The organism is Sporosarcina sp. A2 (genome assembly GCF_050858885.1).
Lineage (GTDB): Bacteria > Bacillota > Bacilli > Bacillales_A > Planococcaceae > Sporosarcina.
Genome location: NZ_CP193898.1, coordinates 31704 through 54107 on the forward strand (window position 1 = coordinate 31704; position 22404 = coordinate 54107).

Annotated in this window: 25 protein-coding genes and 1 riboswitch; of the genes, 14 read left to right on the forward strand and 11 right to left on the reverse strand. The window is 45.2% G+C overall.

Annotated features, from left to right (window positions below):
* The first annotated feature begins 121 nt into the window (after positions 1-121).
* The gene (locus ACRPI0_RS00160; protein WP_432353971.1) at positions 122-1066 is read left to right on the forward strand and encodes an L-threonine 3-dehydrogenase; all 945 of its coding nucleotides are present in this window, start codon (positions 122-124) and stop codon (positions 1064-1066) included.
* A gap of 305 nt (positions 1067-1371) precedes the next feature.
* Here ACRPI0_RS00160 and ACRPI0_RS00165 read toward each other — a convergent pair whose 3' ends face one another.
* The 5 genes from ACRPI0_RS00165 to ACRPI0_RS00185 all read right to left on the reverse strand — a co-directional run bounded on the left by ACRPI0_RS00165 (position 1372) and on the right by ACRPI0_RS00185 (position 5218).
* The gene (locus ACRPI0_RS00165; RefSeq protein WP_432353973.1) at positions 1372-2727 is read right to left on the reverse strand and encodes a YjiH family protein; all 1356 of its coding nucleotides are present in this window, start codon (positions 2725-2727) and stop codon (positions 1372-1374) included.
* 168 nt (positions 2728-2895) lie between these two features.
* Positions 2896-3564: a bacillithiol biosynthesis deacetylase BshB2 gene (bshB2, locus tag ACRPI0_RS00170; RefSeq protein WP_432353974.1), complete on the reverse strand. Its 669-nt coding sequence runs from the start codon at positions 3562-3564 to the stop codon at positions 2896-2898.
* Positions 3565-3584: 20 nt separating this feature from the next.
* Positions 3585-3935 carry a YojF family protein gene (locus ACRPI0_RS00175; protein WP_432353975.1) on the reverse strand — a complete coding sequence of 117 codons (351 nt, stop codon included), beginning with the start codon at positions 3933-3935 and terminating at the stop codon, positions 3585-3587.
* A gap of 127 nt (positions 3936-4062) precedes the next feature.
* On the reverse strand, positions 4063-4896 hold the full coding sequence (gene thiD, locus ACRPI0_RS00180; protein ID WP_432353976.1) for a bifunctional hydroxymethylpyrimidine kinase/phosphomethylpyrimidine kinase: 834 nt from the start codon (positions 4894-4896) through the stop codon (positions 4063-4065).
* Between the two features lie 73 nt (positions 4897-4969).
* Complete coding sequence (locus ACRPI0_RS00185; protein WP_432353977.1) at positions 4970-5218, reverse strand: hypothetical protein; 249 nt, start codon at positions 5216-5218, stop codon at positions 4970-4972.
* A 151-nt stretch (positions 5219-5369) separates the two neighbouring features.
* Here ACRPI0_RS00185 and ACRPI0_RS00190 point away from each other — a divergent pair, with 151 nt between their 5' ends.
* Genes ACRPI0_RS00190 through ACRPI0_RS00210 form a run of 5 tightly spaced genes read left to right on the forward strand, consistent with a single transcriptional unit; the run spans position 5370 to position 7761 of the window.
* On the forward strand, positions 5370-6152 hold the full coding sequence (locus ACRPI0_RS00190) for a DUF4230 domain-containing protein (protein ID WP_432353978.1): 783 nt from the start codon (positions 5370-5372) through the stop codon (positions 6150-6152).
* Between the two features lie 4 nt (positions 6153-6156).
* Positions 6157-6837, forward strand: coding sequence for a uracil-DNA glycosylase (locus tag ACRPI0_RS00195; protein ID WP_432353979.1), 681 nt, complete (start codon positions 6157-6159; stop codon positions 6835-6837).
* A gap of 19 nt (positions 6838-6856) precedes the next feature.
* Complete coding sequence (locus ACRPI0_RS00200) at positions 6857-7033, forward strand: uracil-DNA glycosylase (RefSeq protein ID WP_432353981.1); 177 nt, start codon at positions 6857-6859, stop codon at positions 7031-7033.
* Positions 7030-7350: a YwdI family protein gene (locus ACRPI0_RS00205; RefSeq protein WP_432353982.1), complete on the forward strand. Its 321-nt coding sequence runs from the start codon at positions 7030-7032 to the stop codon at positions 7348-7350. Before ACRPI0_RS00200 ends, ACRPI0_RS00205 begins: the two co-directional genes overlap by 4 nt.
* A gap of 30 nt (positions 7351-7380) precedes the next feature.
* Positions 7381-7761 (forward strand): DUF423 domain-containing protein, encoded by a 381-nt coding sequence (locus ACRPI0_RS00210; RefSeq protein WP_432353983.1) that lies wholly within the window; start codon positions 7381-7383, stop codon positions 7759-7761.
* 56 nt (positions 7762-7817) lie between these two features.
* On the opposite strand, the gene gerQ is transcribed toward ACRPI0_RS00210, so the two are convergent.
* A complete protein-coding gene (gerQ, locus tag ACRPI0_RS00215) occupies positions 7818-8204 on the reverse strand; it encodes a spore coat protein GerQ (protein ID WP_432353984.1) in 387 nt (128 codons plus the stop codon).
* 18 nt (positions 8205-8222) lie between these two features.
* Positions 8223-8642 (reverse strand): cell wall hydrolase, encoded by a 420-nt coding sequence (locus ACRPI0_RS00220; protein WP_432353985.1) that lies wholly within the window; start codon positions 8640-8642, stop codon positions 8223-8225.
* A gap of 544 nt (positions 8643-9186) precedes the next feature.
* Here ACRPI0_RS00220 and ACRPI0_RS00225 point away from each other — a divergent pair.
* On the forward strand, positions 9187-10140 hold the full coding sequence (locus ACRPI0_RS00225) for a nuclease-related domain-containing protein (RefSeq protein ID WP_432353986.1): 954 nt from the start codon (positions 9187-9189) through the stop codon (positions 10138-10140).
* A 291-nt stretch (positions 10141-10431) separates the two neighbouring features.
* On the opposite strand, the gene hemQ is transcribed toward ACRPI0_RS00225, so the two are convergent.
* Entirely contained in the window at positions 10432-11184 is a 753-nt protein-coding gene (gene hemQ / locus ACRPI0_RS00230) for a hydrogen peroxide-dependent heme synthase (protein WP_432353987.1), read from the reverse strand.
* Between the two features lie 220 nt (positions 11185-11404).
* Here hemQ and ACRPI0_RS00235 point away from each other — a divergent pair, with 220 nt between their 5' ends.
* Positions 11405-12247 (forward strand): lipoate--protein ligase family protein, encoded by an 843-nt coding sequence (locus ACRPI0_RS00235; protein WP_432353989.1) that lies wholly within the window; start codon positions 11405-11407, stop codon positions 12245-12247.
* A 25-nt stretch (positions 12248-12272) separates the two neighbouring features.
* Here the strand turns inward: ACRPI0_RS00235 and ACRPI0_RS00240 are convergent, their stop codons facing one another.
* Positions 12273-12905, reverse strand: coding sequence for an RsfA family transcriptional regulator (locus ACRPI0_RS00240; protein ID WP_432353990.1), 633 nt, complete (start codon positions 12903-12905; stop codon positions 12273-12275).
* 173 nt (positions 12906-13078) lie between these two features.
* Between ACRPI0_RS00240 and ACRPI0_RS00245 the strand changes: the two genes are divergently transcribed.
* Entirely contained in the window at positions 13079-14377 is a 1299-nt protein-coding gene (locus ACRPI0_RS00245; protein ID WP_432353991.1) for an HD domain-containing protein, read from the forward strand.
* Between the two features lie 15 nt (positions 14378-14392).
* Complete coding sequence (locus ACRPI0_RS00250) at positions 14393-14899, forward strand: YwgA family protein (RefSeq protein ID WP_432353992.1); 507 nt, start codon at positions 14393-14395, stop codon at positions 14897-14899.
* A 59-nt stretch (positions 14900-14958) separates the two neighbouring features.
* On the opposite strand, the gene ACRPI0_RS00255 is transcribed toward ACRPI0_RS00250, so the two are convergent.
* Positions 14959-15144, reverse strand: a complete 186-nt coding sequence (locus ACRPI0_RS00255) for a 2-hydroxymuconate tautomerase (protein ID WP_432353993.1) — start codon at positions 15142-15144, stop codon at positions 14959-14961.
* Between the two features lie 68 nt (positions 15145-15212).
* Between ACRPI0_RS00255 and ACRPI0_RS00260 the strand changes: the two genes are divergently transcribed.
* Positions 15213-15743, forward strand: coding sequence for a YwhD family protein (locus ACRPI0_RS00260; RefSeq protein ID WP_432353994.1), 531 nt, complete (start codon positions 15213-15215; stop codon positions 15741-15743).
* A 230-nt stretch (positions 15744-15973) separates the two neighbouring features.
* Here ACRPI0_RS00260 and mtgA read toward each other — a convergent pair whose 3' ends face one another.
* Positions 15974-18031, reverse strand: coding sequence for a monofunctional biosynthetic peptidoglycan transglycosylase (gene mtgA, locus ACRPI0_RS00265; RefSeq protein WP_432353995.1), 2058 nt, complete (start codon positions 18029-18031; stop codon positions 15974-15976).
* Positions 18032-18131: 100 nt separating this feature from the next.
* Between mtgA and ACRPI0_RS00270 the strand changes: the two genes are divergently transcribed.
* The 3 genes from ACRPI0_RS00270 to ACRPI0_RS00280 all read left to right on the forward strand — a co-directional run bounded on the left by ACRPI0_RS00270 (position 18132) and on the right by ACRPI0_RS00280 (position 22401).
* Complete coding sequence (locus tag ACRPI0_RS00270; protein ID WP_432353996.1) at positions 18132-18632, forward strand: DUF1934 domain-containing protein; 501 nt, start codon at positions 18132-18134, stop codon at positions 18630-18632.
* Positions 18629-20296 carry an arginine--tRNA ligase gene (gene argS, locus ACRPI0_RS00275; protein ID WP_432353997.1) on the forward strand — a complete coding sequence of 556 codons (1668 nt, stop codon included), beginning with the start codon at positions 18629-18631 and terminating at the stop codon, positions 20294-20296. The genes ACRPI0_RS00270 and argS overlap by 4 nt, the downstream gene beginning before the upstream one ends.
* A 796-nt stretch (positions 20297-21092) precedes the next feature.
* Positions 21093-21276: riboswitch (cobalamin riboswitch) on the forward strand.
* A gap of 117 nt (positions 21277-21393) precedes the next feature.
* Complete coding sequence (locus tag ACRPI0_RS00280; RefSeq protein WP_432353998.1) at positions 21394-22401, forward strand: ABC transporter substrate-binding protein; 1008 nt, start codon at positions 21394-21396, stop codon at positions 22399-22401.
* The last annotated feature ends 3 nt before the right edge of the window (positions 22402-22404 follow it).

Sequence of the window (22404 nt, forward strand, 5' to 3'; positions counted from 1 at the left end):
GGATTGTATTTTTCAGTAGAACAGTTTATAATCAATTTCAGTTGTAGCAACTAGGTAAACTATTTATTAAACACTAACTGTCCTCTCCAAAAAGACAAACATTCACAGGAGGAATACAATTATGAAAAAGATTATGGTAACTGGTGCACTCGGTCAAATCGGATCTGAACTTATCACTAAATTACGTGCAGAATATGGAACGGACAATGTGTTGGCAACAGATATTCGTGAGCCACAAACACAAATGGATGGACCTTTCGCAATCCTCGATGTAACAAATGGGGCTGAGATGACGAAATTAGCACAAGAATTTGAAGCGGACACGCTCATGCATATGGCGGCATTACTTTCTGCAAAAGCAGAAGAGAACCCAATGCTCGCGTGGAACTTAAACATGGGAGGACTTGTCAACGCACTTGAAACAGCGCGTGAACTCAACCTTCAATTTTTCACACCAAGCTCTATTGGCTCATTCGGACCTTCTACGCCTAAAGAAAATACACCACAAGATACATTACAACGTCCAACAACTATGTACGGCGTAAACAAAGTGGCTGGCGAACTACTCTGTGATTACTATTATGAAAAGTTTGGTATCGATACACGTGGTGTTCGATTCCCTGGACTCATTTCATACGTAGCACAACCAGGTGGCGGGACGACGGATTATGCAGTCGACATTTTCTACAAAGCTGTAGAAGAAGGCAAGTATACTTCGTTCATCGCTGAAGGAACGTACATGGATATGATGTACATGCCCGATGCGCTCCAAGCAATTGTCGACTTAATGGAAACCGATGCATCCAACTTGAAGCATCGCAATGCCTTTAACGTAACGGCGATGAGCTTTGAACCATCTGAACTCGCAGCGGCTATTCAAAAGCACATGCCAACGTTCGAAATCAGCTACGACGTCGATCCAGTTCGTCAATCAATCGCAGACAGCTGGCCGAACTCGCTCGATACGTCTGTCGCAGAAGCCGAGTGGGGTTTCAAAACCACATATGACCTCGACGCAATGGTCGCAGACATGCTCGAAAAGATCCGCGAAAAAGTAAACGCGTAATCCAATGAATCCCCTCCCGCCAGCTAAGATGGCAGGAGGGGATTTTTCATTAGAGCGGAGAGTATTTTAGATACCATTCCCGCTACCAATAAAAGAGAACTTGGAGACGGGGCGCTCATAAAACAGGGAAAACGCTCATAAATAGTGAAATGTGATCATAAACCACAGGAAGTGATCATAGCCCCCGCCGGCAGAGCAACACAAAGCCATCCACCACACAACCAAGCTGAGACCAATCCATCCCTGCCAATACAAAAAAAACCGCCACGCAGACCAGCTGCATGGCGGTGTTCCTAATTTCTATTTTAAAACAATAAGTGTCCAACGCCTGCGACGATCGGCAGTGCGATAAGCGTACGTAGTAAGAAGATAACAATCAGATCCCAAATATTAACTGGAATCTTAGTTCCAAGTATCAATCCGCCAACTTCTGACAAATAAATGAGCTGAACAACAGAGATAGTTGCAACAACGAATAGTGTCAACGGGCTTGTGATCATGCCATCTGCAAGAAGTGCTGGCAAGAACATGTCTGTAATTCCGACAACCATAAGCGCACCAGCATCAGCAGCCTCAGGGATTCCGAGGAGATTCAAGATTGGAACAAACGGCTTACCAAGGATAGAGAATAGGCTCGTGTATTCAGCAAGCATCGTTGCAATCGTACCGAAAGCCATAACAATCGGTGCTACGCCAATCCACATATCTAGAACGTTGCGGAATCCGTCGCCTACAATTCGACCAGGTGCACGGTTTTTGTCTGCAGTTACAAGCGCATTTTCAATACCGTGTGTGAAAACGCTATACCCTTCAGGAAGGCTTTCTTCTGTTCCTGTCTGCGGTGAGCCATCAATGAACTCATCTGGCTTCTTCGAAAGGGGATAAATTCTTGGCATAATGAGACCGAGAACAAGACCCACTACAGCAACCGTTGCGTAAAACGGAACGAAGTAGTTTTCAAGACCAACAGTCTTAATGATAACAAGCGAAAATGTAATGGAAACGATTGAAAACGTCGTTGCAATAACCGCTGCTTCTCGTTTCGAGTAATGACCATCTTCATATTGCTTGCTTGTCAGTAAAACTCCGATTGTTCCGTCACCCACCCAAGACGTCAGTGCATCAATCGAAGAACGTCCTGGAAGTTTGAACAAAGGACGCATGATTTTCACCATCATCGTACCGAAGAACTCAAGCAAACCGAAATTCAAGAGTAACGGTAAGAACAGTCCAGCGAATAGGAAAATCGTGTACAAGAACGATACCAGGCCGTCAGGGGATAGCAACAAACCACCTGTGTTTTCACTCCAAACCGCTTCAGGTCCGAGTTTGTAAGTTACCATGACAGCAAACACCGCACCAACGACGCGCGTCAATGTCCAAAATGGTGTCACTTTGAACAAAGTTTGAACGAACGATGGCTTTGAGTGTTCATCATTAGGAATGAATAAAAAGATGACTGAGCCGACTGCTGAAATGATGATCAGCACCATCGCTGCGAATGGCATCGCGGGTTCAACAAGACTAGAAAGTTTATCCGCTAGAAATGCAATGGGAACTTGCCAACTATCACCGATTTTGAGTGGAATCATGAACAGAATGACTCCGATAATCGATGGAATTAAAAACAATAACCAATTCGATAATGATGCTTTTTTCATGAATGAGCTCCTTCTTAAATAGTAGTATACGATATGCATGTTTATTCATTATGATGAATAAAGAACATAAAGTAAACAAAAATTTTCTCCAAAGCCCCGATATGTATTTCCGGATTAACTAGCTGAAACTAGCAATCCGGCTGGTACCGCCAATGAAAGCGGTTTCCTTTACTTAAAGGAATATGTGTAGAAATGTTCTGTCTTTAACCATTTTAACGCATCAACGTCTTCTTCGTCCAGACGTTTTTGCATATCCTCCATCATCCAAACCGTTTGCGATGCATGAGCATTCATTGTCGCAAGCTTTTTCTCTGTCACTGTAGACACGTCATGATGGACATCTGGATGGCCGATTTGATTGACCGTGTCGTTATCGAAAGCAATCGTATACAACTTCGGACGTTCAGTTGCTTCCATTCTATGAATGGCTTCGACTACAGCGCGTCCAGTGGCATCGTGGTCAGGGTGTACAGATAACCCTGGATAGAACGAAATTACAAGAGAAGGGTTCGTTTCTTCAATCAAATCTGCAACGAGTTTCACCATTTTTTCATCGTCCTCGAATTCTACAGTCTTGTCGCGCAAGCCCATCATTCGTAAATCCTTCAAGCCCATTGCATCTGCAGCTGCCTGTAGCTCTTTCTTCCGGATTGCCGGTAACGTTTCACGATTGGCGAATGGCGGATTCCCAAGATTACGTCCCATTTCACCGAGTGTTAAACAAGCGTATGTCACAGGGACGCCCATTTCGATATAGGTTGAAATTGTTCCTGATACTCCAAATGCTTCATCATCCGGGTGTGGGAAAACAACTAATACGTGGCGTTCTTTCTCCATTTCAAGTGGACCTCCTTTTATCAATACGAAAACGGAGTCTCGCTAATTTCAAGGGCAACGGCCAATTTACCATCTGGTCCAAGTCCTGCCATTAGGAGACGTCCATGTTCGTCAAGTTCATAGTGTGTAATACCTTGTGCGTAAATCCACCCAGAAGGGAGTTTCAATCCAATGCGGTGAGGGGAATCACCCGCCACTTTACCAAGTTCATAATTCACGACTATATTTCGAATAAATGCTCCTGCGTTAAAAAATCCCTCTTGAAAATGCGCAGCATAAGAGCCGTTCGTCGTCTCCAAGTGAATGTAGACATCTTTGCCCGCAAAGGAATCGATCAAGCGCTGTAGCTCATCTCGTTGTACAAGTTCCACGTGTTTTCCTCCTCTGGCTATTTTTTTGCTCTACCGTTAATTATATCGGGAAAGCAAAGCAATTGCGATTATACCGTTTCAACGAAAATAGCACTGAAGGGAAGCGCCCCTTCAGTGCTATTAATTGTTATACTTCTGTTGTAGTAATTTCGGGTCCGCCAAAACGGTTTTTAGCACCGTGCATAACGGGACCGACATACTCATTCAATTTCCAACCATTTGCAATGGCAGAAGCAACGTATGATTTCGCCTCAATAACAGCTTCTTTTATATCCTGACCGTTCGCCAAGTTCGCTGTAATCGCAGCGGCAAACGTACAGCCAGCACCGTGGTTGTAGAGCGTATCTGTTTTTTCGGATTCCAATAAAAGATGAGTCTTTCCGTCGTAGAATAAGTCTGCTGCTTTATCGTGTTGCAATTGCTTGCCGCCTTTGATGACAACGTTACGTGCACCAAGGGAGTGAATTTTCTCTGCAGTTGCTTTCATTTGCTCAATCGTACCGGGTGTTTTCATGCCTGCAAGTTGTCCTGCTTCAAACAAGTTCGGAGTCACGATTTCAGCGCGTGGAAGCAAGAATTCGATCATCGCATCGACTGTTCCAGGGTTCAAGACTTCATCTTCGCCTTTACAAACCATAACCGGGTCAATTACGACGTGTGTAAGCTCGGATTCTGCAATTGCTTCACCTGCAGTTTGAATAACTTCTTCCGTGCTCAACATTCCTGTTTTGATAGCGTCGATACCAGTCGAGAGGGCAGTTTTGATCTGCGATTTTATGACATCAATTGGTAGGGAATAGACATTATGGCTCCAGTTTTTGTCTGGATCCATCGTTACGACAACGGTCAACGCTGTCATTCCATATGTGCCTAGTTCCTGGAAAGTTTTAAGGTCCGCTTGTATTCCGGCACCGCCGGATGTATCTGATCCTGCAATTGTCAAAGTCTTTTTCAACGTCATTATAGAGGACTCCTTTACGAATAGGGTATACTTAAGTGTACTCAATCAGAAAAGCAATTACAAATTGTGTGAATTATGCACGGGCGAGCTTGAAGAGGATGAATCCTAAGATTCCACTAACAAGTAAACAAATACCACTTCCTATATAATGGCCTCCTTGTGCGAGACCAATCGTGAGCGCAATGAGAAACAGACTAGCGATACCAAAGATGCCGTAAAAGAAGTACATGCCTGTACTTTTAGAGGACTCTGAATACAATTCTCCATCCTTTGCGGCTTCTGTAATACGTTTTACTTTTTCGCGGATTGGTACGTTGGACAAAGAAATCCCTCCTTCGCGCCATCATACCACGACACAATGCTTGTCTGCATGGGAACTTTCCGGCACACTGTACGTACTGATTAAGGCTGTTTTTTCATCAACTATAACGAAAGACCAATAGCTAGAATCGATGTTAAAAAGGAGGGCTGACATGAAAAACGGCAAAAACTCAAATGATGAGCGAAGGTTGGAAGAAATAGAGAAGCTGCTTAAAGAGCTGAAAGCATCTGACGAAGAGAGCGCAGTAACGGTGAATGAAGCCTTTGCTCGACCCAAAAAGCAACGCAGAAGCTTATGGCACATTCTGACGCTATTCTTATCGCTTTGGCGTAAATCTTTTCTCATTATCGCGTTAATCTTAATCTTGCTCGTTGCTTCACTGCCTTTCATTGCCTTTTATTTATTGAAGCAAGGCAGCACGTTCACTGAACAAAAGACAAGTTTCCTTGAGCAGATCCAAGACTTGAACGAAATGGCTACTGCAGAAGCTTATACGAAAGTCATTATTGAACGTCAAGATAACCAGATATTTGGACAAAGTATCGGACTTGATCTTCCGGGCACGAAACGTCAATTACTCGTTGTAATCCCTGGTGCCATAAAAGCAGGCGTGGATTTATCAACGGTAAGCAAAAAAGATATGGATATCGATAAGGCAAATAAAACCGCAACACTGACGTTACCGAAACCCGAATTCCTCGGGGGCGCTGAAATCTTCTTTGACCAAGTCGAGGTATACTCGTTTGAAGGTGTATTCCGAGAAAAAGCGGACATCTCAGAAGCGTATGAACTTGCGGATGAAGCGAAGAAATTAATTCGTGAAGAGAGCGCTGGACAAGGCGTATTGGAAACCGCAGAAAAGAATGCAGAACAGACGCTTCACGAGATGTTTTCACTAGCAGGCTATGACGTTACCATCCAGTTTGAGGAGTGATTGAATGAAACCACAATTCGAAAGCGCATGGGATTCGGTGCTGAACGATGCATTCGAGGAACCTTCTTATAAGCAGTTATGTGAGTTTTTGAAAAGCGAATATGCAGCGCATACTGTCTATCCGGAGATGGATAACATTTGGAATGCATTTAGACATATCCCTTATGAATCCGTAAAAGTAGTCATACTTGGACAAGATCCGTATCACGGGTTTGGACAAGCTCACGGACTGAGCTTTTCTGTGCAACCAGGTGTCAAAATACCGCCTAGCTTGCGCAACATATTTAAAGAGCTTGCGAGTGATATGGGTTGTCCGATTCCGGAAACGGGTTCTCTTACAGGATGGGCTGAGCAAGGTGTGCTTTTGATGAATACGGTATTGACCGTTCGCGAAGGAGAAGCGCACTCTCATCGTAAGCAAGGATGGGAGATGCTCACAGATGAAGTGATCCGCAAGTTGTCGGATCGCGACGAACCGATTGTGTTCATACTTTGGGGACGTCCTGCACAAGAGAAGAAGCGACTGATTGATTTGACAAAGCATGTTACGATTGAGTCCGTACATCCAAGCCCACTCAGTGCAACTAGAGGATTCTTCGGATCCCGTCCGTTCTCGAAAACCAACGAGCAACTTACGAAATGGGGCAAGCCTGAGATCGACTGGTGCAAAACGGAACTCAATTGATGAAAGGAGGTGGCCGCTCATGGCTGTAAATTGTTTTCAATGCCATCATTTCCATGTCACGTGGGATCCAAAACATCCACGTGGCTGCAAAGCGTACGGATTTAAGACGCGCGAGCTGCCTTCAGCAGTCGTGTTGCGTTCCTCTGGAATGGAATGCATGAAGTACGAACCGAAGAAAGGGAGCGGTGATGCATGATTTCAACAAATCGAGTGTTAGAAGAATTGCAGCGACAACTGTCACGCGCAACAGCGACGTCAGACGAAGCGATAATCCGTGAATCGGTTGCAGCGATGCAGTCGCTATGCGGCCTAATCCTAGGGGAACCATCTAAACAATTACCGTCTTCCGACGAGAAGTTGAAGTTTATGACTGGCACGAGTCCGGTTGCGGGTGTGTCCTTAATAGGTGCAACGCCTACGAAAGACTCTCTTTCATTACCTCCACAATCCGTTTTAGAAGGCCACGTATTAGCAGAAGAGGATGCAAATGGCGGCTCGCTATTTGACTTTTAATGTATTTAAATTAGAAAGAAGGATGAAAACATGCCATTTTTCATTATCGCAGGTGCAGTAAACGGAGCAATTGCAGTCGCATTCGGAGCATTCGGTGCTCACGCGTTGGCGGACAGACTATCCGCACATTATTTGGATATTTGGGAGAAAGCGGTTCATTACCAAATGTTTCACGCGATCGCGTTACTCGCAATCGGAATTCTGATGAGCCCGGCACTTTTCGGTTCATCGTCCGCATTATCATGGGCAGGCTATTTGCTATTAGCTGGAATTGTCATCTTCTCCGGTAGCCTTTATGTATTGAGTTTGTCAGGAATCGGCATTCTCGGTGCAATTACACCGATTGGCGGCGTTGCTTTCATCGCTGGCTGGATTATGCTTATTGTGGCCGCTGCTAAGTTCAGCAATTAATCAACAAAAAACACCTGCAACGTCTCTGAAAACGAGAGGTTGCAGGTGTTTTTTCGTTATGGCCGTTGTGGGAAGTAATTGAGCTCTTCGTTGAACTCCGCATAATCGAAGTAAATCATTGGGAATAAGAACCGTTTCCCCGTGCTTCTTTCACTTAAAATTACGTGATCTCGGCCTGCAGCTTCAACCATACCTGTAACGGCTTTGACGTTCGTTCCAGCTTCCATCGCATTTTCGAAGGAAAAGTGGAACGTTCCGACTTTACCTCGGTTGAGTCGCAAAATGTTTTCGATGTATGATTCTTCACGGAATGCGCCAGCTGGTGCACGCCCGCTCGGAATGGTGACTTGGGGTGGTACGTTTTGTTGCTGTTGGTGTTGCTGTGGTGGAAAGGCAAATTGCGGTTGCTGCTGGTAGTTCGGTGACCATTGATATTGAACCATGCTGTCATCCTTTCAAAGTTAAATGTTTGGGCAGTCTTGTTCGGTTGGCGAGAAGAAACAGTGTGATTTGTAACGGCCGGTATTGTATTGACCGTACCATTGCTCTGGACAATCTCCAGCAGGCATGAAAAACCAGAGAGACCGTTCGGCCGGCGAGAACCGTTCGCCGTTCACCGCACGACGGGCCAACTTACGATCGACTTCGCGTGCCCGTTGGTAAAAGTAGCCTTTCGTCGTCGCTTCAAAGCCACCGGGGCTTTGGAATACCATATCGTCCAAGTTACGAATATCCGTAAAATCGAGGCAGTCCGCACGCACTCGATTTACGCCAACATTGCCTACCATCAGCATACCGAGCTGACCTTCACCTTCCGCTTCCGCACGCATCAAGCGCGCCAGCAAATCGATATGCTTATCTGTCGTCTTAATCACCGCCACACGATTACCCCCTCACACGTATCCTATGAACGGAGTTACCGAAACATACCAAAGAACTGGAGTGCTTAGTGAAATAGGTTAAGTACTCATAACTAGGGGAAAGCGATCATAAACTTGGGGAAATGCCCATAAACAAAGGAAAGTGATCATAACTATGGGGAAACGCTCATAAACAGTGGAAAGTGCTCATAACGCTGGGGAAACGCTCATAAACCAGGAAAAGTGATCATAACGATGAAAAAGTGCTCATAACCAAAAATATATGCCTTTAAATCACGAAAAACACGCCGGAATAAACACCCATTTCACAGAAATCAGCATCATCCTAGGAACTCCTGAAAAAAGAGCGAAGCGCTACCAATCAAAACCTTGAAAGAGTTTTGAGCGCTTTGGTACGCAAGAACTCACTTAGATTAAGAAGCAATTTGACGAGCAAACTTCAAGTTTGTCCCTTTAAAACTACTCATAATACGACCTTTGCAAACTCTATTCCAATCACACCGTAAACACGCTACACTCAAAATAAAGCGAGAGGAAGTTGCTCATGCTCTACAAACAACGAACGGCGCCAAAGCAGTTGGCGGGTCTTCAATCGCTCGCAAGGAGATTAGCACCTACACATGAAAAGTACCGAATCATTCAAGATGAATTATACAAAGTTCGGGCAGGATTCGGAGGCGAGCAAGAATATGACCGTTGCATGAAAGAAGTCCATACGGATTTTCCACATGCAATATTGCACGACCTCAGTCTCCAGCAAAATGGAGTCCAATTTCAAATAGATTCTTTGTTCATTGCACCGGACCGGATCATCATCACCGAAGTGAAAAATATAGCTGATAAAATCCTAGTGAAAGCGAATCCTACACAATTCTTGAAAGAATCGCAAACAGGTACTCGCAACGTATTCAGAAGCCCGATAGCTGAAATAGATCGCAAAATCCACTTTCTTAACAATTGGTTAATCGCGAAGAATGTTAATTTACCCGTTACTGGTCTCATCACGTTCGCACATAACAACGAAATCCTCATCGAAGAGCCACCGCAAATACCGATTTTAACCAATTACGAAGCACCGGCATTTTTCAGGGAGTTACCCATCGAGACGTTGACTCTATCGAAACTAGATGTCAAAAAACTTGCATATACACTTCTTGAATACCACGAGGAGTATGATCCATTTCCGCTAGCTGCACGGTACGGAATTCATCCGAATGAATTGAAGAGTGGGGTACTCTGTCAAGAATGTCCTAATGAACCAGCTTCAGCTCGAGAAGGGAATCCAAGAAGCTGTCCACGTTGTGGGAATAGTAGCCGTGCTCCTTATGAGCAAGCGATTGAGGAATACTTCATGCTCGTCGGAAAGTCGCTGACCAATCGGGAGTTCTGTGAATTCACGGGATTAACTTGCCGACATGTCGCAAAACGTTTGTTGTCGAGCCAGTTGCTTCATAAAGATGGAACGCGTAAAGCAACGAATTACACACTAGCAAAGTAAACCAAGATTAATTGGTCGCGCTTCGCCTTGCGAAGCGATTTCGTTCGGGCTTTACCGTCGAACCCAGCTACTTGAGGAGCGGAAAGCGCTCATAAATCACGGAAAGTGATCATAACCGCAGGAAAGCGCTCATAAATCGCAAAACGTGATCATAACCACAGGGAAGCGCTCATAAAACGCGAAAAGTGATCATAACGCCAGAATACCGCTCATAAACCAACCCAAACCGCTCATAACTACAAAAAACCGCCTCCCGGGAATCTCCCAGAAGGCGGCTTTTCAATCTCATCATTACACCACAAAGAAATCTGCGCGTGTATCATCTTGTAAAATGGTTCCTACGAAAAATTCACCGAACTCGCTGTAGCGCGCGCTCACTTCGTCAAAACGCATCTCGTAAATTAATTTTTTGAACTGAAGGACATCATCTGCGAACAAAGTAACGCCCCACTCGTGATCGTCGAAACCGATAGAACCTGAGATGATTTGCTTCACTTTTCCTGCATAGCTGCGGCCAATCAAACCGTGGCTGCGCATCATTTCTTTTCGCACGTCCATATCGAGCATGTACCAATTCACGTCGCCTTCGCGCTTCTTATCCATTGGATAGAAACAAACGTATTGGCTACGTGGCAGTTCAGGGTACAAACGACCGCGGACATATGGGTTTTGATATGGATCTTCATCCGAATCTCCACCTGCTAAATAGTTGGAGAGTTCTACTACAGAAACGTAGGAATACGCAGGTAGAGTAAAGTCAGCAATCGAAAGCTTATTGAACTCCGCCTCCAGCTGTTGTAGTTCGTCCATTGTTGGACGCAACGTCATCAGCATGAAATCAGCTTTTTGACCAACAATTGTATAAAGTGCGTGGCTGCCTGTTTTAGCTTCGTCCGCTTTGTTCAGCTTATCTAGAAATGCAACGAACTCGTCAACTGCGTGTTGGCGATCTTCTTTTGAAATGAGTTTCCAAGAGGTCCAGTCCATCGTGCGGAAGTCGTGTAACACATACCAACCATCCAGTGTTTGTGCTGCTTCAATCATGAGAAATCGAACTCCTTTAAATTGAGATTCGTACGGGTGGACGGAGAAAAATCCCCGAGGCAGCCGTTCTTTTTTAAGTGTACCACAATGGATATCTGCAATTCAGCAGAGACAATGGATGTCACGAATTCGACACCTCCATCACGGGTGGAAGCGCAGGGGATTGTGGTGTAGACTAAGGTGAATCAAAATTAAAACATACCAACCTAGGAGCCTACTCATGACAGCAATTGAATCCTATTTAGCCATACCTTCATGGCGTTATATCGATGAATCCTTATCCGCCAAAACTAGATCTGCGCTCGAATCTTTCGCTGCAGACGATACGCTTTGCCAACTCGTTGGACAGCACCAAAGCGCACCGACCGTCCGTACATGGGTGCACGACCACACGATTGTACTTGGCGTACAAGATCATCGCCTACCTTACTTAGAACGTGCCCTGCCGGCTATCCACGAAGCCGGATACAAAACAATCGTCCGCAATTCGGGAGGACTTGCGGTTGTACTCGATAGTGGTGTCCTTAATATTTCCATCGTACTTTCGGAACAGAATGGATCTATCGATATTTCCATCGGATACGACGTCATGTTGGAGTTTGTCCGCATGCTGTTTCCCGAAGTCGCTGATCGGATTGAGGCTTACGAAATCGTAGGATCTTATTGTCCAGGAAGCTATGATCTTAGTATCGATGGCAAGAAATTCGCAGGTATTTCCCAACGTAGATTACGTCAAGGTGTTGCCGTTCAAGTCTACCTATGTATCGAAGGCAGTGGCAGCGAACGAGCTAATCTAGTCAAAGCATTATATGAAACTGGACTTGGTGGTGAGACGACGAAGTTCACCTATCCGGTCATTCATCCCGAAACGATGGCTTCGTTATCTGAGTTACTCGACGTGCCTCTGTCTGTACAGGACGTCAACTTGAGAATTCAACATCAGCTGAACCTGCTTGCAGAAAATGTGCAGTCGGGAGGGTTCCGTGCAGACGAAATGGAACTCTATACGTATTACTTGAATCGTGTTGTTGAACGAAACGCTAAAATGATCTCGCATACCTGAATGAATCATAAAAAAAACCGCCTATTCAATGAATAGGTGGTTCTTTCGAGATTAAATTTCCATTTTGCTCCATTTTGAATGAAGGTGCCGTATGCTCACTTTCTTCATTCAATGTGACGAGTCGACGTGCGCGATTCATGATTTCTACGAATTGTTCATAATCATCTCGGATCATTTTGTTGTCTTTCTTCAGACGCTCCACCATTTTTTCAAGCTCTGAGACACGAGCTTGAGCGGTTTTCGCGGTTTGCTGCCAGCGCAATACATCGTGGTTGGTCCCACCTGAATGATGCATGCGAATCAGGTACGCAATAACGGTGTCCATCGATAATGCAGACAATGGAACGGATGCTACGCGCTGTTCTTCTTCTGGCGATTGAACAGAGTAAAGAGGGGTTGCACGACGTTTGAAGTCTGTGCCAAGTACACGTAACGCTTGCTTACGTTCTTTCTTTGCTTGTGCTAACTCTTTCTCATAATCTTGTCTAACCACTGCATTCCATCGAAATCCACATGCCGCTGCAGTCCGGTTCAACGCGTCTCCGACTTCTTCAAACGCACTCAACTGTGTGCTGCCTTCGCGCACGTGGCGCAGTACCGTATCTGCCAATAACGTATCATTTTCTTCCAACCAAGCGTCTTGTCTAATTTTAACCATCTCCAATGCCTCCCATAATTCGTTCTCTCTTTCTACTGACAGCATGGACAGCTCGCAAGATTTTTATACAGAACAAAAGATTGATACTTTCATCTATTTACGATTGTGCCATTTGTATCTGTCGAAGTTGATGAATTTTGGTATACTAGATAAACGTTGAACGGAGGTGCATTATGTCGTACGAGCATGAGAAACTCGCTGAAGAAAAGGTGTTTAAAGACCCGGTACACCGCTATATTCACGTACGCGATCGCGTTATTTGGGATGTCATTGGCACACGGGAATTTCAACGGTTGCGTAGAATCCGGCAACTCGGCACGACTTATCTAGTCTTCCACGGAGCGGAGCACAGCCGATTCCAGCATTCGCTTGGCGTCTATGAAATTGTCCGTCGTATTATCGATAGTGGTTTCGGTGGACGACCTGAGTGGAATGAAGACGAACGACTCGTCGCTTTATGCGCAGCCCTTCTGCACGATCTCGGACACGGACCGTTTTCACATGCGTTTGAAAAAGTATTCGATCTTGACCACGAAAAATTCACGCAAGCGATTTTGCTAGGAGACACTGAAGTGAATGCAGTGCTTAGCCGCGTCAGCCCAGAATTTCCACAACGCGTCGCAGACGTCATCGGCAAAACGTATAAGGACAAGCTCGTCATCAGTTTGATTTCCAGTCAAATCGACGCAGACCGAATGGATTACTTGCAGCGGGATGCCTACTACACAGGCGTTCAGTACGGACATTTTGATATGGAGCGCATTTTGCGTGTCATGCGTCCAGCTGAAGAACAAGTCGTCATTAAGTCAAGCGGCATGCACGCTGTTGAAGACTACATCATGAGCCGGTACCAAATGTATTGGCAAGTGTATTTCCATCCGGTTTCCCGTAGCGCAGAAGTGATCCTCATTAAAATTCTACATCGCGCAAAAGCGCTCTATAAAGATGGCTATCTGTTCCAACAAGACCCAGTTCCTTTCCGGTCATTTTTCGATAAAACTATCTCGATTGAAGACTATATCTCATTGGACGAAGGCGTCTTATTTACATACTTCCAGCTTTGGATGAAAGAACAAGACCCGATCCTATCTGACTTATGTCGTCGGTTCATCAATCGAAAGCTCTTTCAATATGCCGAGTTCGATCCCGCGAAAGAATATCGCAAAATCGGCAAACTCGATTCATTGTTCAAAGAAGCAGGCATTGATCCCGAATATTATTTAGTCACAGACTCTTCTTCCGATTTACCTTATGATTTTTATCGACCAGGTGAAGAAAACGAACGCGTTCCGATCTACTTGCAACTTCCAAACGGGGAGTTGAGCGAACTGTCACGGTCATCCGATATCGTCGATGCCATTTCAGGCAAGCGCCGTACGGACCACAAAATTTATTTCCCTGAAGACATACTTGAAGCAGGACAAGAGGAAAATCCTCTATATAAGGAGATTTTACAGCTAGTAAGAGGCTAGAAAGGAGCGTGCGCAATGCTTGCGGAACACGCAAAAATTGTTCAAATGATTTCCCTGGCGGACGAAGTGAAGGGCAGAAAAAAACTACAGAAGATGGTCTACATATTGAAAAAGATGGAGTTTTCTTTTGTAGAGAAATACGAATTACACATGTACGGCCCCTATTCAGAGGAGCTTACGTTACGTGTCGAAGAATTGTGTGAAATGGGCTTCTTAGCTGAAACCTGTACGGACAAAGGATCGTACGTCCAATACTCGTACTATGCAACTGAAGATGGGCTCAAGTTCTCAGAAACAGGTGGAGCACCAGTTGCATCACTTGCACCATGCATCAGCAAATTGAATGATCAGAGTTCACGCTTCTTGGAACTCGTGTCCACGTTGTTGTATTTTGACCACTTGGAGCGCACTGAGCAAATCGAAAAGGTACGCATCGTCAAGAACAAATTAAACTTTTCGGATGAAGAAATGGACGCTGCATTCGAATTTATCGCAGAAATGGGAGCTTGTGCCGTCGCCTAATTCATTCCACTAAAAAACCGGATGCATCAAGGGAACTCCCTGGGCGCATCCGGTTTTTCTTATTGGTCGCTTAAGCGTTTTCCACCGACAGCGTAATGATTCTTCGGCATTTCTTCGATGAACACCACGACTTTTTCACGTGGCGCATCTGCAGTCTCCATGACCGCTTCAGTTACTTTTTCAACCATCGCGCGTTTTTGTTCTTCCGTGCGACCTTCCAACATTTTAACAGTTACATACGGCATACAATTTCCACCTTTCCATTAATTTCGGTATAGTAGATATACTACCAGATAGAAAGGGGTTTGCGGAAATGGCAGACGAACAAAAACCGAAACAAAAGTTAGGGTTCACCATTATAAAGAACGACCCGACGGACGGCCATAAAGGGTTCGGTATTGGATCGCTATCGTTGGAAAACATAACTCCCGTCGTCGTTGACACAAAAGAGGGGATTGCTTCGATTGAAATTGGCGCAATGCACGCAAAAAGCGATCTCGAACGGGGCATCAAGTTCACGACAAACCGAGAAGATTCTGAAGGCGGCAAGCTTTACTGGCTCGTTTGGGTGACAATTGATTTTAATGAGAACGGCCCGTATTACGCTGGAGTAACGTCATGCGAAATGATCGTCAATCGAGAAAAGCGCCGCGGCTACAAATTACTTGCAGATCACGTGAATTTAATGGATAAATCCATGAAGCGCCGTGTCATTGTCGATAACATGGATGAGAAATCGAAGAAGATTCTAGCTGACTTCCTAAAGGGCCACAACGAAGACATGTGGAACAACAGCGAACCGAAATTGCATATCGATCTTAGCCAATCCTCACCACATTTGTGAAGAAATTTTTAATTTATCCGACAAGGTAGTTGAATGTCACACCAAAACGCAGTAAACTAGAATTAGCTTGCTAGTGTGAGCTAGGACACTCGGGTTCGCCCGACATAAAAAGCTTCCCGCCCGTTAGACCCAACAGGCAGGAAGCTTTTTATGTTATGTTAAAATTGTATCGGCGAAGCGCTCCATTCAGCCGCCTAAGCGCACAATTCCCACGCCAAACCGATCCATCGTCACTCAAAGAATGAAAATGGGAACAACTCAAATCCTTTCTCTTCTTTCCCGCCCGTCATCCGCGATTCCCTCAACGCCTTATCTGTACATAATTGTTTAGGTACATCCTTTTCCTTCATATAGATGAGTCGCTGCTTGCTGCATCCTTCTACTGCCAACCCACCTGTTTCAATATCCACGATGACACCTTTGACACCACTTGGTGGAAGGAAGGGCTCAGGACGTAACCCTGCGTGCGCCTGTTCCATGAATTCAATCCAGATTTGCTTTGAAACGGATTTATCCAATGAATCATCCAACTGTTTACCAACGTCAAACCCTGTCCAAATTCCAGCAGTCAGTGTCGGCGAATAGCCGATCAAGTATTGGTCTGAAATTGTCGTTCCAGACTTTGCGGCATACGGCCGAGTCTGCTTCGCGCGCATTGAAACACCAGTCGATGTTAAGTAATCATTGAATATCGGGTCAAACATCCCCGTCATCAAATGCGTCAACACAGATGCATTTTGCTTCGTCATAGCTAGTTTTTTAGTCTGTTCGGGATGCTCGTATACTAATTTCCCGCGTGAGTCTTCAATCGATAAAATCAGTACAGGGTCAATTTTCTTACCGCCCGACGCAATTCGGTTATAGGCGCCCGTCATTTCGAACAATGTAACTGAAGACGTTCCAAGTGCTACAGCTGGTGACTCAGGAAACTTCACATCGATACCAAGTTTCTCTGCCATCGAATTGTACTTACGATATCCGACTTCTTCCAACGTTTTCACCGCATATATGTTGTCTGATACAGCAAGTGCTTGTGCAAGCGAAATCGGATGATCACCAAACTTCCCATTAACGTTGCTTGGCTCATACGAAGACTTCCCATCGTCGTACGTAAAAATCGTTTGCTCCGTGGAAATGTAGGTGAGTGGATTGAATCCGTCTTCTAGCGCTGCTGCATATAAAATCGGTTTCATCGCGGAACCTGGCTGTCGTTTCGCCTGTGTCACTCGGTTAAAGGGACTTTTTTCGAAACTTCGCCCACCTACCATCGCAGTTACTTCGCCGGTATCCGGTTTCATCGCAACAAAGCCGATTTGCAAGTCGTTTTTAGGCATCCGATTTGCAATAACATCTTCCGCAGTCTTTTGATGCATCAAATCGAGCGTTGTTTTGATGGTCCAACCCCCTTCGGCAGGATACCGTCCTTTGTCAGTTAAAATCCGTTCAGCGGTATGCCAAACTTCATTTAAAAAGTACGGAGCGGTATCTTTTGAGCCTGACCAATCTTCCGTCTTCAATACCAACGCTTGATCTGACGCACGATCTTTCTGTTCAGACGTCACAAAACCTTGTTCTTCCATAAGACGCAATACGATTTTCCTTCTTTGCGTAGACTTTTCCAAATTCGCAGCGGGAGAATAGATTGAAGGACCTTTCGGAATGGCGGCAATCGTTGCTGCTTCTTCAAGCGTTAAGTTATTTGCGGACTTCGCAAAATAATAGCGACTCGCCGCTTCCACTCCGTACATTCCGTGCCCAAAGTACACGGTATTTAAATAGCCTTCTAAAATCTTTTCTTTATCGTAAAATAACTCCATCCGGTAGGCATAAAGCGCTTCATTGGCTTTGCGGATCCACGACTTTTCATTAGATAAATACAAGTTCCGTGCATACTGTTGGGTAATCGTACTTGCGCCTTCGACTTTGCGTCGCGCCTTTACGTCCTTCAGCAGAGCGCCACCGATGCGTCTATAGTCAAATCCGTTATGCTTATAAAAGTTTTTATCCTCAACAGCGACGAACGCATCAATCAAAGAAGGGGACATCTCATCCATGCTCACCCAATAGCGTCGCTCACCTGAGAACCGATCTCCGATTTGCCGATCATTACGATCCATGAATACGGAAGCTTCCGGGACGCTTAGCGAAGGTGGTCCTGCAATTTGTGCATAGACGCGCAGACAGACGAGCACTGTAAACAACGCGGTTCCAGCAGTGATTGCGAGCAACCCGACGAAACGATACCGGGCTTTGCGTTTATTCTTTTTTACGTAGTCCGTTCGCCGCATTACATCCCAACCTCTCGAAACTCTATTTGAGAGTAGTATGAGAAGAATCCAATGAAATTAAACGGAAGACTTCGAAAAAACGGTTCTCATCAAGCAATGATTGAAAAAAGCACGGTCGAACGGCTATAATAGAGAGATATATGAATTTAAAGGCGGTGAACGAATGGGAACGCAAAACTCGGCTGTGCCGGTAAAGATTAAGCTAAAGTCGGCAATCCAACATCCCGGACAGGAAACCGATAAGTACGAACTGGAAATTAACGGAACCATCGTTGAAAAGTTAGGCAATCGTTATTTACGCTACGAAGAAGAACAAAATCGAGAACGCATAAAAACGATGATTAAACTCGATCCGGACGATGCACTAGTCATGCGGACAGGCGCTGTCCAAATGAGATTGCCTCTTGAATTGAACGGCAAGCGTGTAGGAACCTATGCAAACGGACCGCTCGCAATGGATTTGCTCATCGAAACGAAAGCACTTTCGATAAAAAATAAACGCACAGCAGGCGAGTTCTACGTGCAGTACGACATGCATTCAGAACAAGCGTTGCTCGGCAGCTACCAACTAACTATTCACTATTCGGAGGGTACATTATGAATGCAGTAGAACAGATTCAGCATGAAGTAAAAACCGCATTGCAAAAGGCAGTTCTAGCAACAGGTTTGGTAGAAGAAGCAGACATTCCAGCGATCATGTTGGAGACACCTAAAAGTAAAGAAAACGGTGATTATGCAACAAACATCGCTATGCAATTGACGAAACTCGCGAAAAAGCCACCACGTGCAATCGCAGAAGCGATTCTTGAAGCGTTGGATAAAACCGGCACATCAATCGAATCAGTTGATATCGCAGGACCTGGATTCATGAATATCGTCTTGAAAAAGGACTATTTGGATGACGTCGTGAAAACCGTTGTAGAACAAGGTGTTAATTACGGTCGTAATAATTCAGGCGGAAAGCAGAAAGTACAAGTCGAATTCGTCTCGGCAAACCCGACAGGCGATTTGCATTTAGGGCATGCACGCGGAGCGTCCCTTGGCGATTCTCTTTGCAATATTTTCGACTTTGCAGGATACGATGTTTCCCGTGAATACTATATTAATGATGCAGGTAAACAAGTAGAAAACTTAGCGCGTTCTATAGAAGCACGTTACTTCGAGCAACTCGGACTCGACAAAGAAATGCCTGAAGACGGCTACCAAGGTCCGGATATTATAGAGATTGCAAAACAACTAATTGAAGAGTACGGCAACAAGTTCGTTGAGATGTCTGATGAAGAGCGCTACCAGTTCTTCCGTGAATACGGTTTGAAAATTGAGCTCGGCAAGTTGCAACAGGATCTAGCCGACTTCCGTGTACCGTTTGACGTTTGGTTCTCAGAGACATCACTTTATAAAGACGGCAAAATTGATGTCGCGCTGAACAAATTATGCGAAAACGGTCACGTCTTTGAAGAAGAAGGCGCTACGTGGTTCCGCTCAACAGAATTTGGCGACGATAAAGATCGCGTACTTATTAAAAACGACGGTTCATACACATATTTAATGCCAGATATCGCGTACCATGAAGACAAGTTGAATCGTGGATTCGACAAGCTCATCAACATCTGGGGCGCAGATCACCACGGCTACATCCCTCGTATGAAAGCGGCGATCCAAGCGCTCGGTTATGACCGCGACACATTGGAAGTCGAAGTAGCACAGATGGTACAGCTTTATAAAGATGGAGAAAAGTTCAAGATGAGTAAGCGTACCGGAAAAGCAGTCACATTGCGTGAACTTGTTGAATTAGTAGGCTTAGATGCAGCACGTTACTTCTTTGCAATGCGTTCAGGCGATGCACAAATGGACTTCGATTTGGATCTAGCCGTTTCTAAATCCAATGAAAACCCAGTGTATTACGCACAATACGCTCACGCTCGTATTTCATCGATTTTGCGTGCAGCTGAAGAAAAAGGCATATCCGCATCTGTATCCAACGTATCGTTGTTAAAAGCGGAAAAAGAAATCGAGTTGATCAAGAAAATTGGAGACTTCCCACAACTTGTCAGCGACGCAGCTCGCCTACGGGCACCGCACCGCATCACGACATACATCCAAGAACTCGCATCTACATTCCACAGTTTCTACAATGCGGAAAAAGTATTGGATCCAGAAAACCAAGAGCTATCCGAAGCACGCCTCGCACTCGTCACTGCAGCGCGCACAACAGTCGCCAACTCATTGAAACTTGTCGGCGTCGCAGCACCAGAACGCATGTAAGTAATAGCTCGAAGCCCTCCATTGAGATATGGAGGGTTTTTTTACGTTTAAATTTAGCGAAGCGCACCCAATTAATCCCTAAATGTAGTTGAATTGTGTCCCATTATCGAGAAACTCTGCCAAGTGTCGGAGAACTATCTCTATGTGTCGAACAAACCACCGGATATGTCGGACAGCTATCTCTGACTGTCGAAGAAAGCACCACGAGTGTCGGAATCTCCTCGGGAACGTGCTGATAACGCCGGCAATCTTTCCGATTCGCTCCATCCAGCGGAATAGCCCATCTTAAAACAAGCGAAGCGCACCCAATTAATCCCTTAATATAGTTGAATTGTGCCCCGTTATCGAGAAACTCTGCCGAGTGTCGGAGAACTATCTCTATGTGTCGAACAAACCACCGGATATGTCGGACAACTACCTCTGACTGTCGAAGAAAGATTTACAAGTGTCGGAATCTCCTCGGGAACGTGCTGATAACGCCGGCAATCTTTCCGATTCGCACCATCCAGAGGAACAGCCCATCCTAAAACAAGCGAAGAGCACCCAATTAATCCCTTAATATAGTTGAATTGTGCCCCGTTATCGAGAAACTCTGCCAAGTGTCGGAGAACTATCTCTATGTGTCGAACAAACCACCGGATATGTCGGACAACTACCTCTGACTGTCGAAGAAAGATTTACAAGTGTCGGAATCTCCTCGGGAACGTGCTGATAACCCCACCAATTTTTACAATTCCCGCCAAACCCCCTCTCGACATTTCCAGACACTTCTGTATAATGAGAATGGAACAAATTACATAGCAAACACGAAAAAGGTGCCTCGAACGATTGAGGTTAAAAGGGAAGCCGGTTCTAATCCGGCGCGGTCCCGCCACTGTACGTGCTAGCCGATTCTCAACTGCCACCGGATACCCTCCGCAGCAGTCGTAAAGAAGCATCAATGCACAAGCCAGGAGACCTGCCTTTCTTCGGTATCACCCGAGATCTACGAGGATAGACATGGTGAAATTTGGCGAAGCAGCCTTATTTCTAATGCACTCATCCTCCATATCGACAAGGGGGATTTTTGTTTGGACAAAATAGGGGGAACACGAATCATGAAAAAGATGTGGCACCTGTGGCTCACAGCCGTACTTGCTGTCCTGCTTCTTACTGCTTGCGGTGGAACAGACGACAACAAAGACAAAGGAAACGACACCAATGCAACAAAAACGGAGCAATCCGACAAAGATAACGCTTCCGATTCAGAAGCTAGTGAAGATGCTGACGCCGTAACCTATCCAATGACGGTAACTGACGCAACAGGTCAGGAAATCACACTTGAAAAAGCACCAGAAACAATCATTTCCACGCTTCCAAGTAACACGGAAATTCTCTTTGCGCTTGGACTAGACGACGAGATTGTTGCAGTCGATGACTATTCCGACTTCCCGGAATCAGCAAATGACAAAGAAAAAATCGGAGACATGAACCTCAATATTGAAAAAATCATCTCCATGAACCCTGAAATTGTGTTTGGACATGAAATGTCATTGTCAGGCTCTGAAGCCGGCTACCAACAAATTCGTGATGCAGGAATCCCTGTTTACGTCGTGAAAAACGCTATGAACTTCGATGAAACATACACAACAATCGAAGCGATCGGCGAAGCAACTGGTAAATCAGAAGAAGCGAAGAAAATCGTAGAAGACATGAAAGCGAAAGTGGAAGAAGTCGTTGCGAAAACGGACGATATCGAAACACCAAAACGCGTACTTGTCGAAACATCGGACGTACCTGAAATCTATGTACCTGGTAAAAATACATTTATGCAAGAAATTCTCGACAAAATCGGCGCTGAAAACGTCGTCACTGAAGAAGGCTGGATCATGATCAGCCCTGAAGAAATCGTCAAGCAAAATCCGGACGTCATGATTATCATGCACGATTACACGCCGGACGTAGTAAACAGCGTCAAAAAACGTGACGGTTTCGCAGACATCACTGCGGTCAAAGAAGACCAAGTCGTGCAAGTCGACTCGAACCTAACAAGCCGTACAGGTCCACGTTTAGCTGAAGGACTTGAAGAAGTCGCTAAAGCTGTGTACCCAGAGGCATTCAAGTGAGAA

Bases quoted from the DNA above. Each gene is read 5' to 3' on its own strand.
- ACRPI0_RS00160 (WP_432353971.1), top strand. From the start codon at position 122: ATGAAAAAGATTATGGTAACTGGTGCACTCGGTCAAATCGGATCTGAA.
- ACRPI0_RS00165 (WP_432353973.1), bottom strand. From the start codon at position 2,727: ATGAAAAAAGCATCATTATCGAATTGGTTATTGTTTTTAATTCCATCG.
- bshB2 (WP_432353974.1), bottom strand. From the start codon at position 3,564: ATGGAGAAAGAACGCCACGTATTAGTTGTTTTCCCACACCCGGATGAT.
- thiD (WP_432353976.1), bottom strand. From the start codon at position 4,896: ATGACGTTGAAAAAGACTTTGACAATTGCAGGATCAGATACATCCGGC.
- ACRPI0_RS00190 (WP_432353978.1), top strand. From the start codon at position 5,370: ATGAAAAACGGCAAAAACTCAAATGATGAGCGAAGGTTGGAAGAAATA.
- ACRPI0_RS00195 (WP_432353979.1), top strand. From the start codon at position 6,157: ATGAAACCACAATTCGAAAGCGCATGGGATTCGGTGCTGAACGATGCA.
- ACRPI0_RS00200 (WP_432353981.1), top strand. From the start codon at position 6,857: ATGGCTGTAAATTGTTTTCAATGCCATCATTTCCATGTCACGTGGGAT.
- ACRPI0_RS00205 (WP_432353982.1), top strand. From the start codon at position 7,030: ATGATTTCAACAAATCGAGTGTTAGAAGAATTGCAGCGACAACTGTCA.
- ACRPI0_RS00210 (WP_432353983.1), top strand. From the start codon at position 7,381: ATGCCATTTTTCATTATCGCAGGTGCAGTAAACGGAGCAATTGCAGTC.
- gerQ (WP_432353984.1), bottom strand. From the start codon at position 8,204: ATGGTTCAATATCAATGGTCACCGAACTACCAGCAGCAACCGCAATTT.
- ACRPI0_RS00225 (WP_432353986.1), top strand. From the start codon at position 9,187: ATGCTCTACAAACAACGAACGGCGCCAAAGCAGTTGGCGGGTCTTCAA.
- hemQ (WP_432353987.1), bottom strand. From the start codon at position 11,184: ATGATTGAAGCAGCACAAACACTGGATGGTTGGTATGTGTTACACGAC.
- ACRPI0_RS00235 (WP_432353989.1), top strand. From the start codon at position 11,405: ATGACAGCAATTGAATCCTATTTAGCCATACCTTCATGGCGTTATATC.
- ACRPI0_RS00240 (WP_432353990.1), bottom strand. From the start codon at position 12,905: ATGGTTAAAATTAGACAAGACGCTTGGTTGGAAGAAAATGATACGTTA.
- ACRPI0_RS00245 (WP_432353991.1), top strand. From the start codon at position 13,079: ATGTCGTACGAGCATGAGAAACTCGCTGAAGAAAAGGTGTTTAAAGAC.
- ACRPI0_RS00250 (WP_432353992.1), top strand. From the start codon at position 14,393: ATGCTTGCGGAACACGCAAAAATTGTTCAAATGATTTCCCTGGCGGAC.
- ACRPI0_RS00255 (WP_432353993.1), bottom strand. From the start codon at position 15,144: ATGCCGTATGTAACTGTTAAAATGTTGGAAGGTCGCACGGAAGAACAA.
- ACRPI0_RS00260 (WP_432353994.1), top strand. From the start codon at position 15,213: ATGGCAGACGAACAAAAACCGAAACAAAAGTTAGGGTTCACCATTATA.
- mtgA (WP_432353995.1), bottom strand. From the start codon at position 18,031: ATGCGGCGAACGGACTACGTAAAAAAGAATAAACGCAAAGCCCGGTAT.
- argS (WP_432353997.1), top strand. From the start codon at position 18,629: ATGAATGCAGTAGAACAGATTCAGCATGAAGTAAAAACCGCATTGCAA.
- ACRPI0_RS00280 (WP_432353998.1), top strand. From the start codon at position 21,394: ATGAAAAAGATGTGGCACCTGTGGCTCACAGCCGTACTTGCTGTCCTG.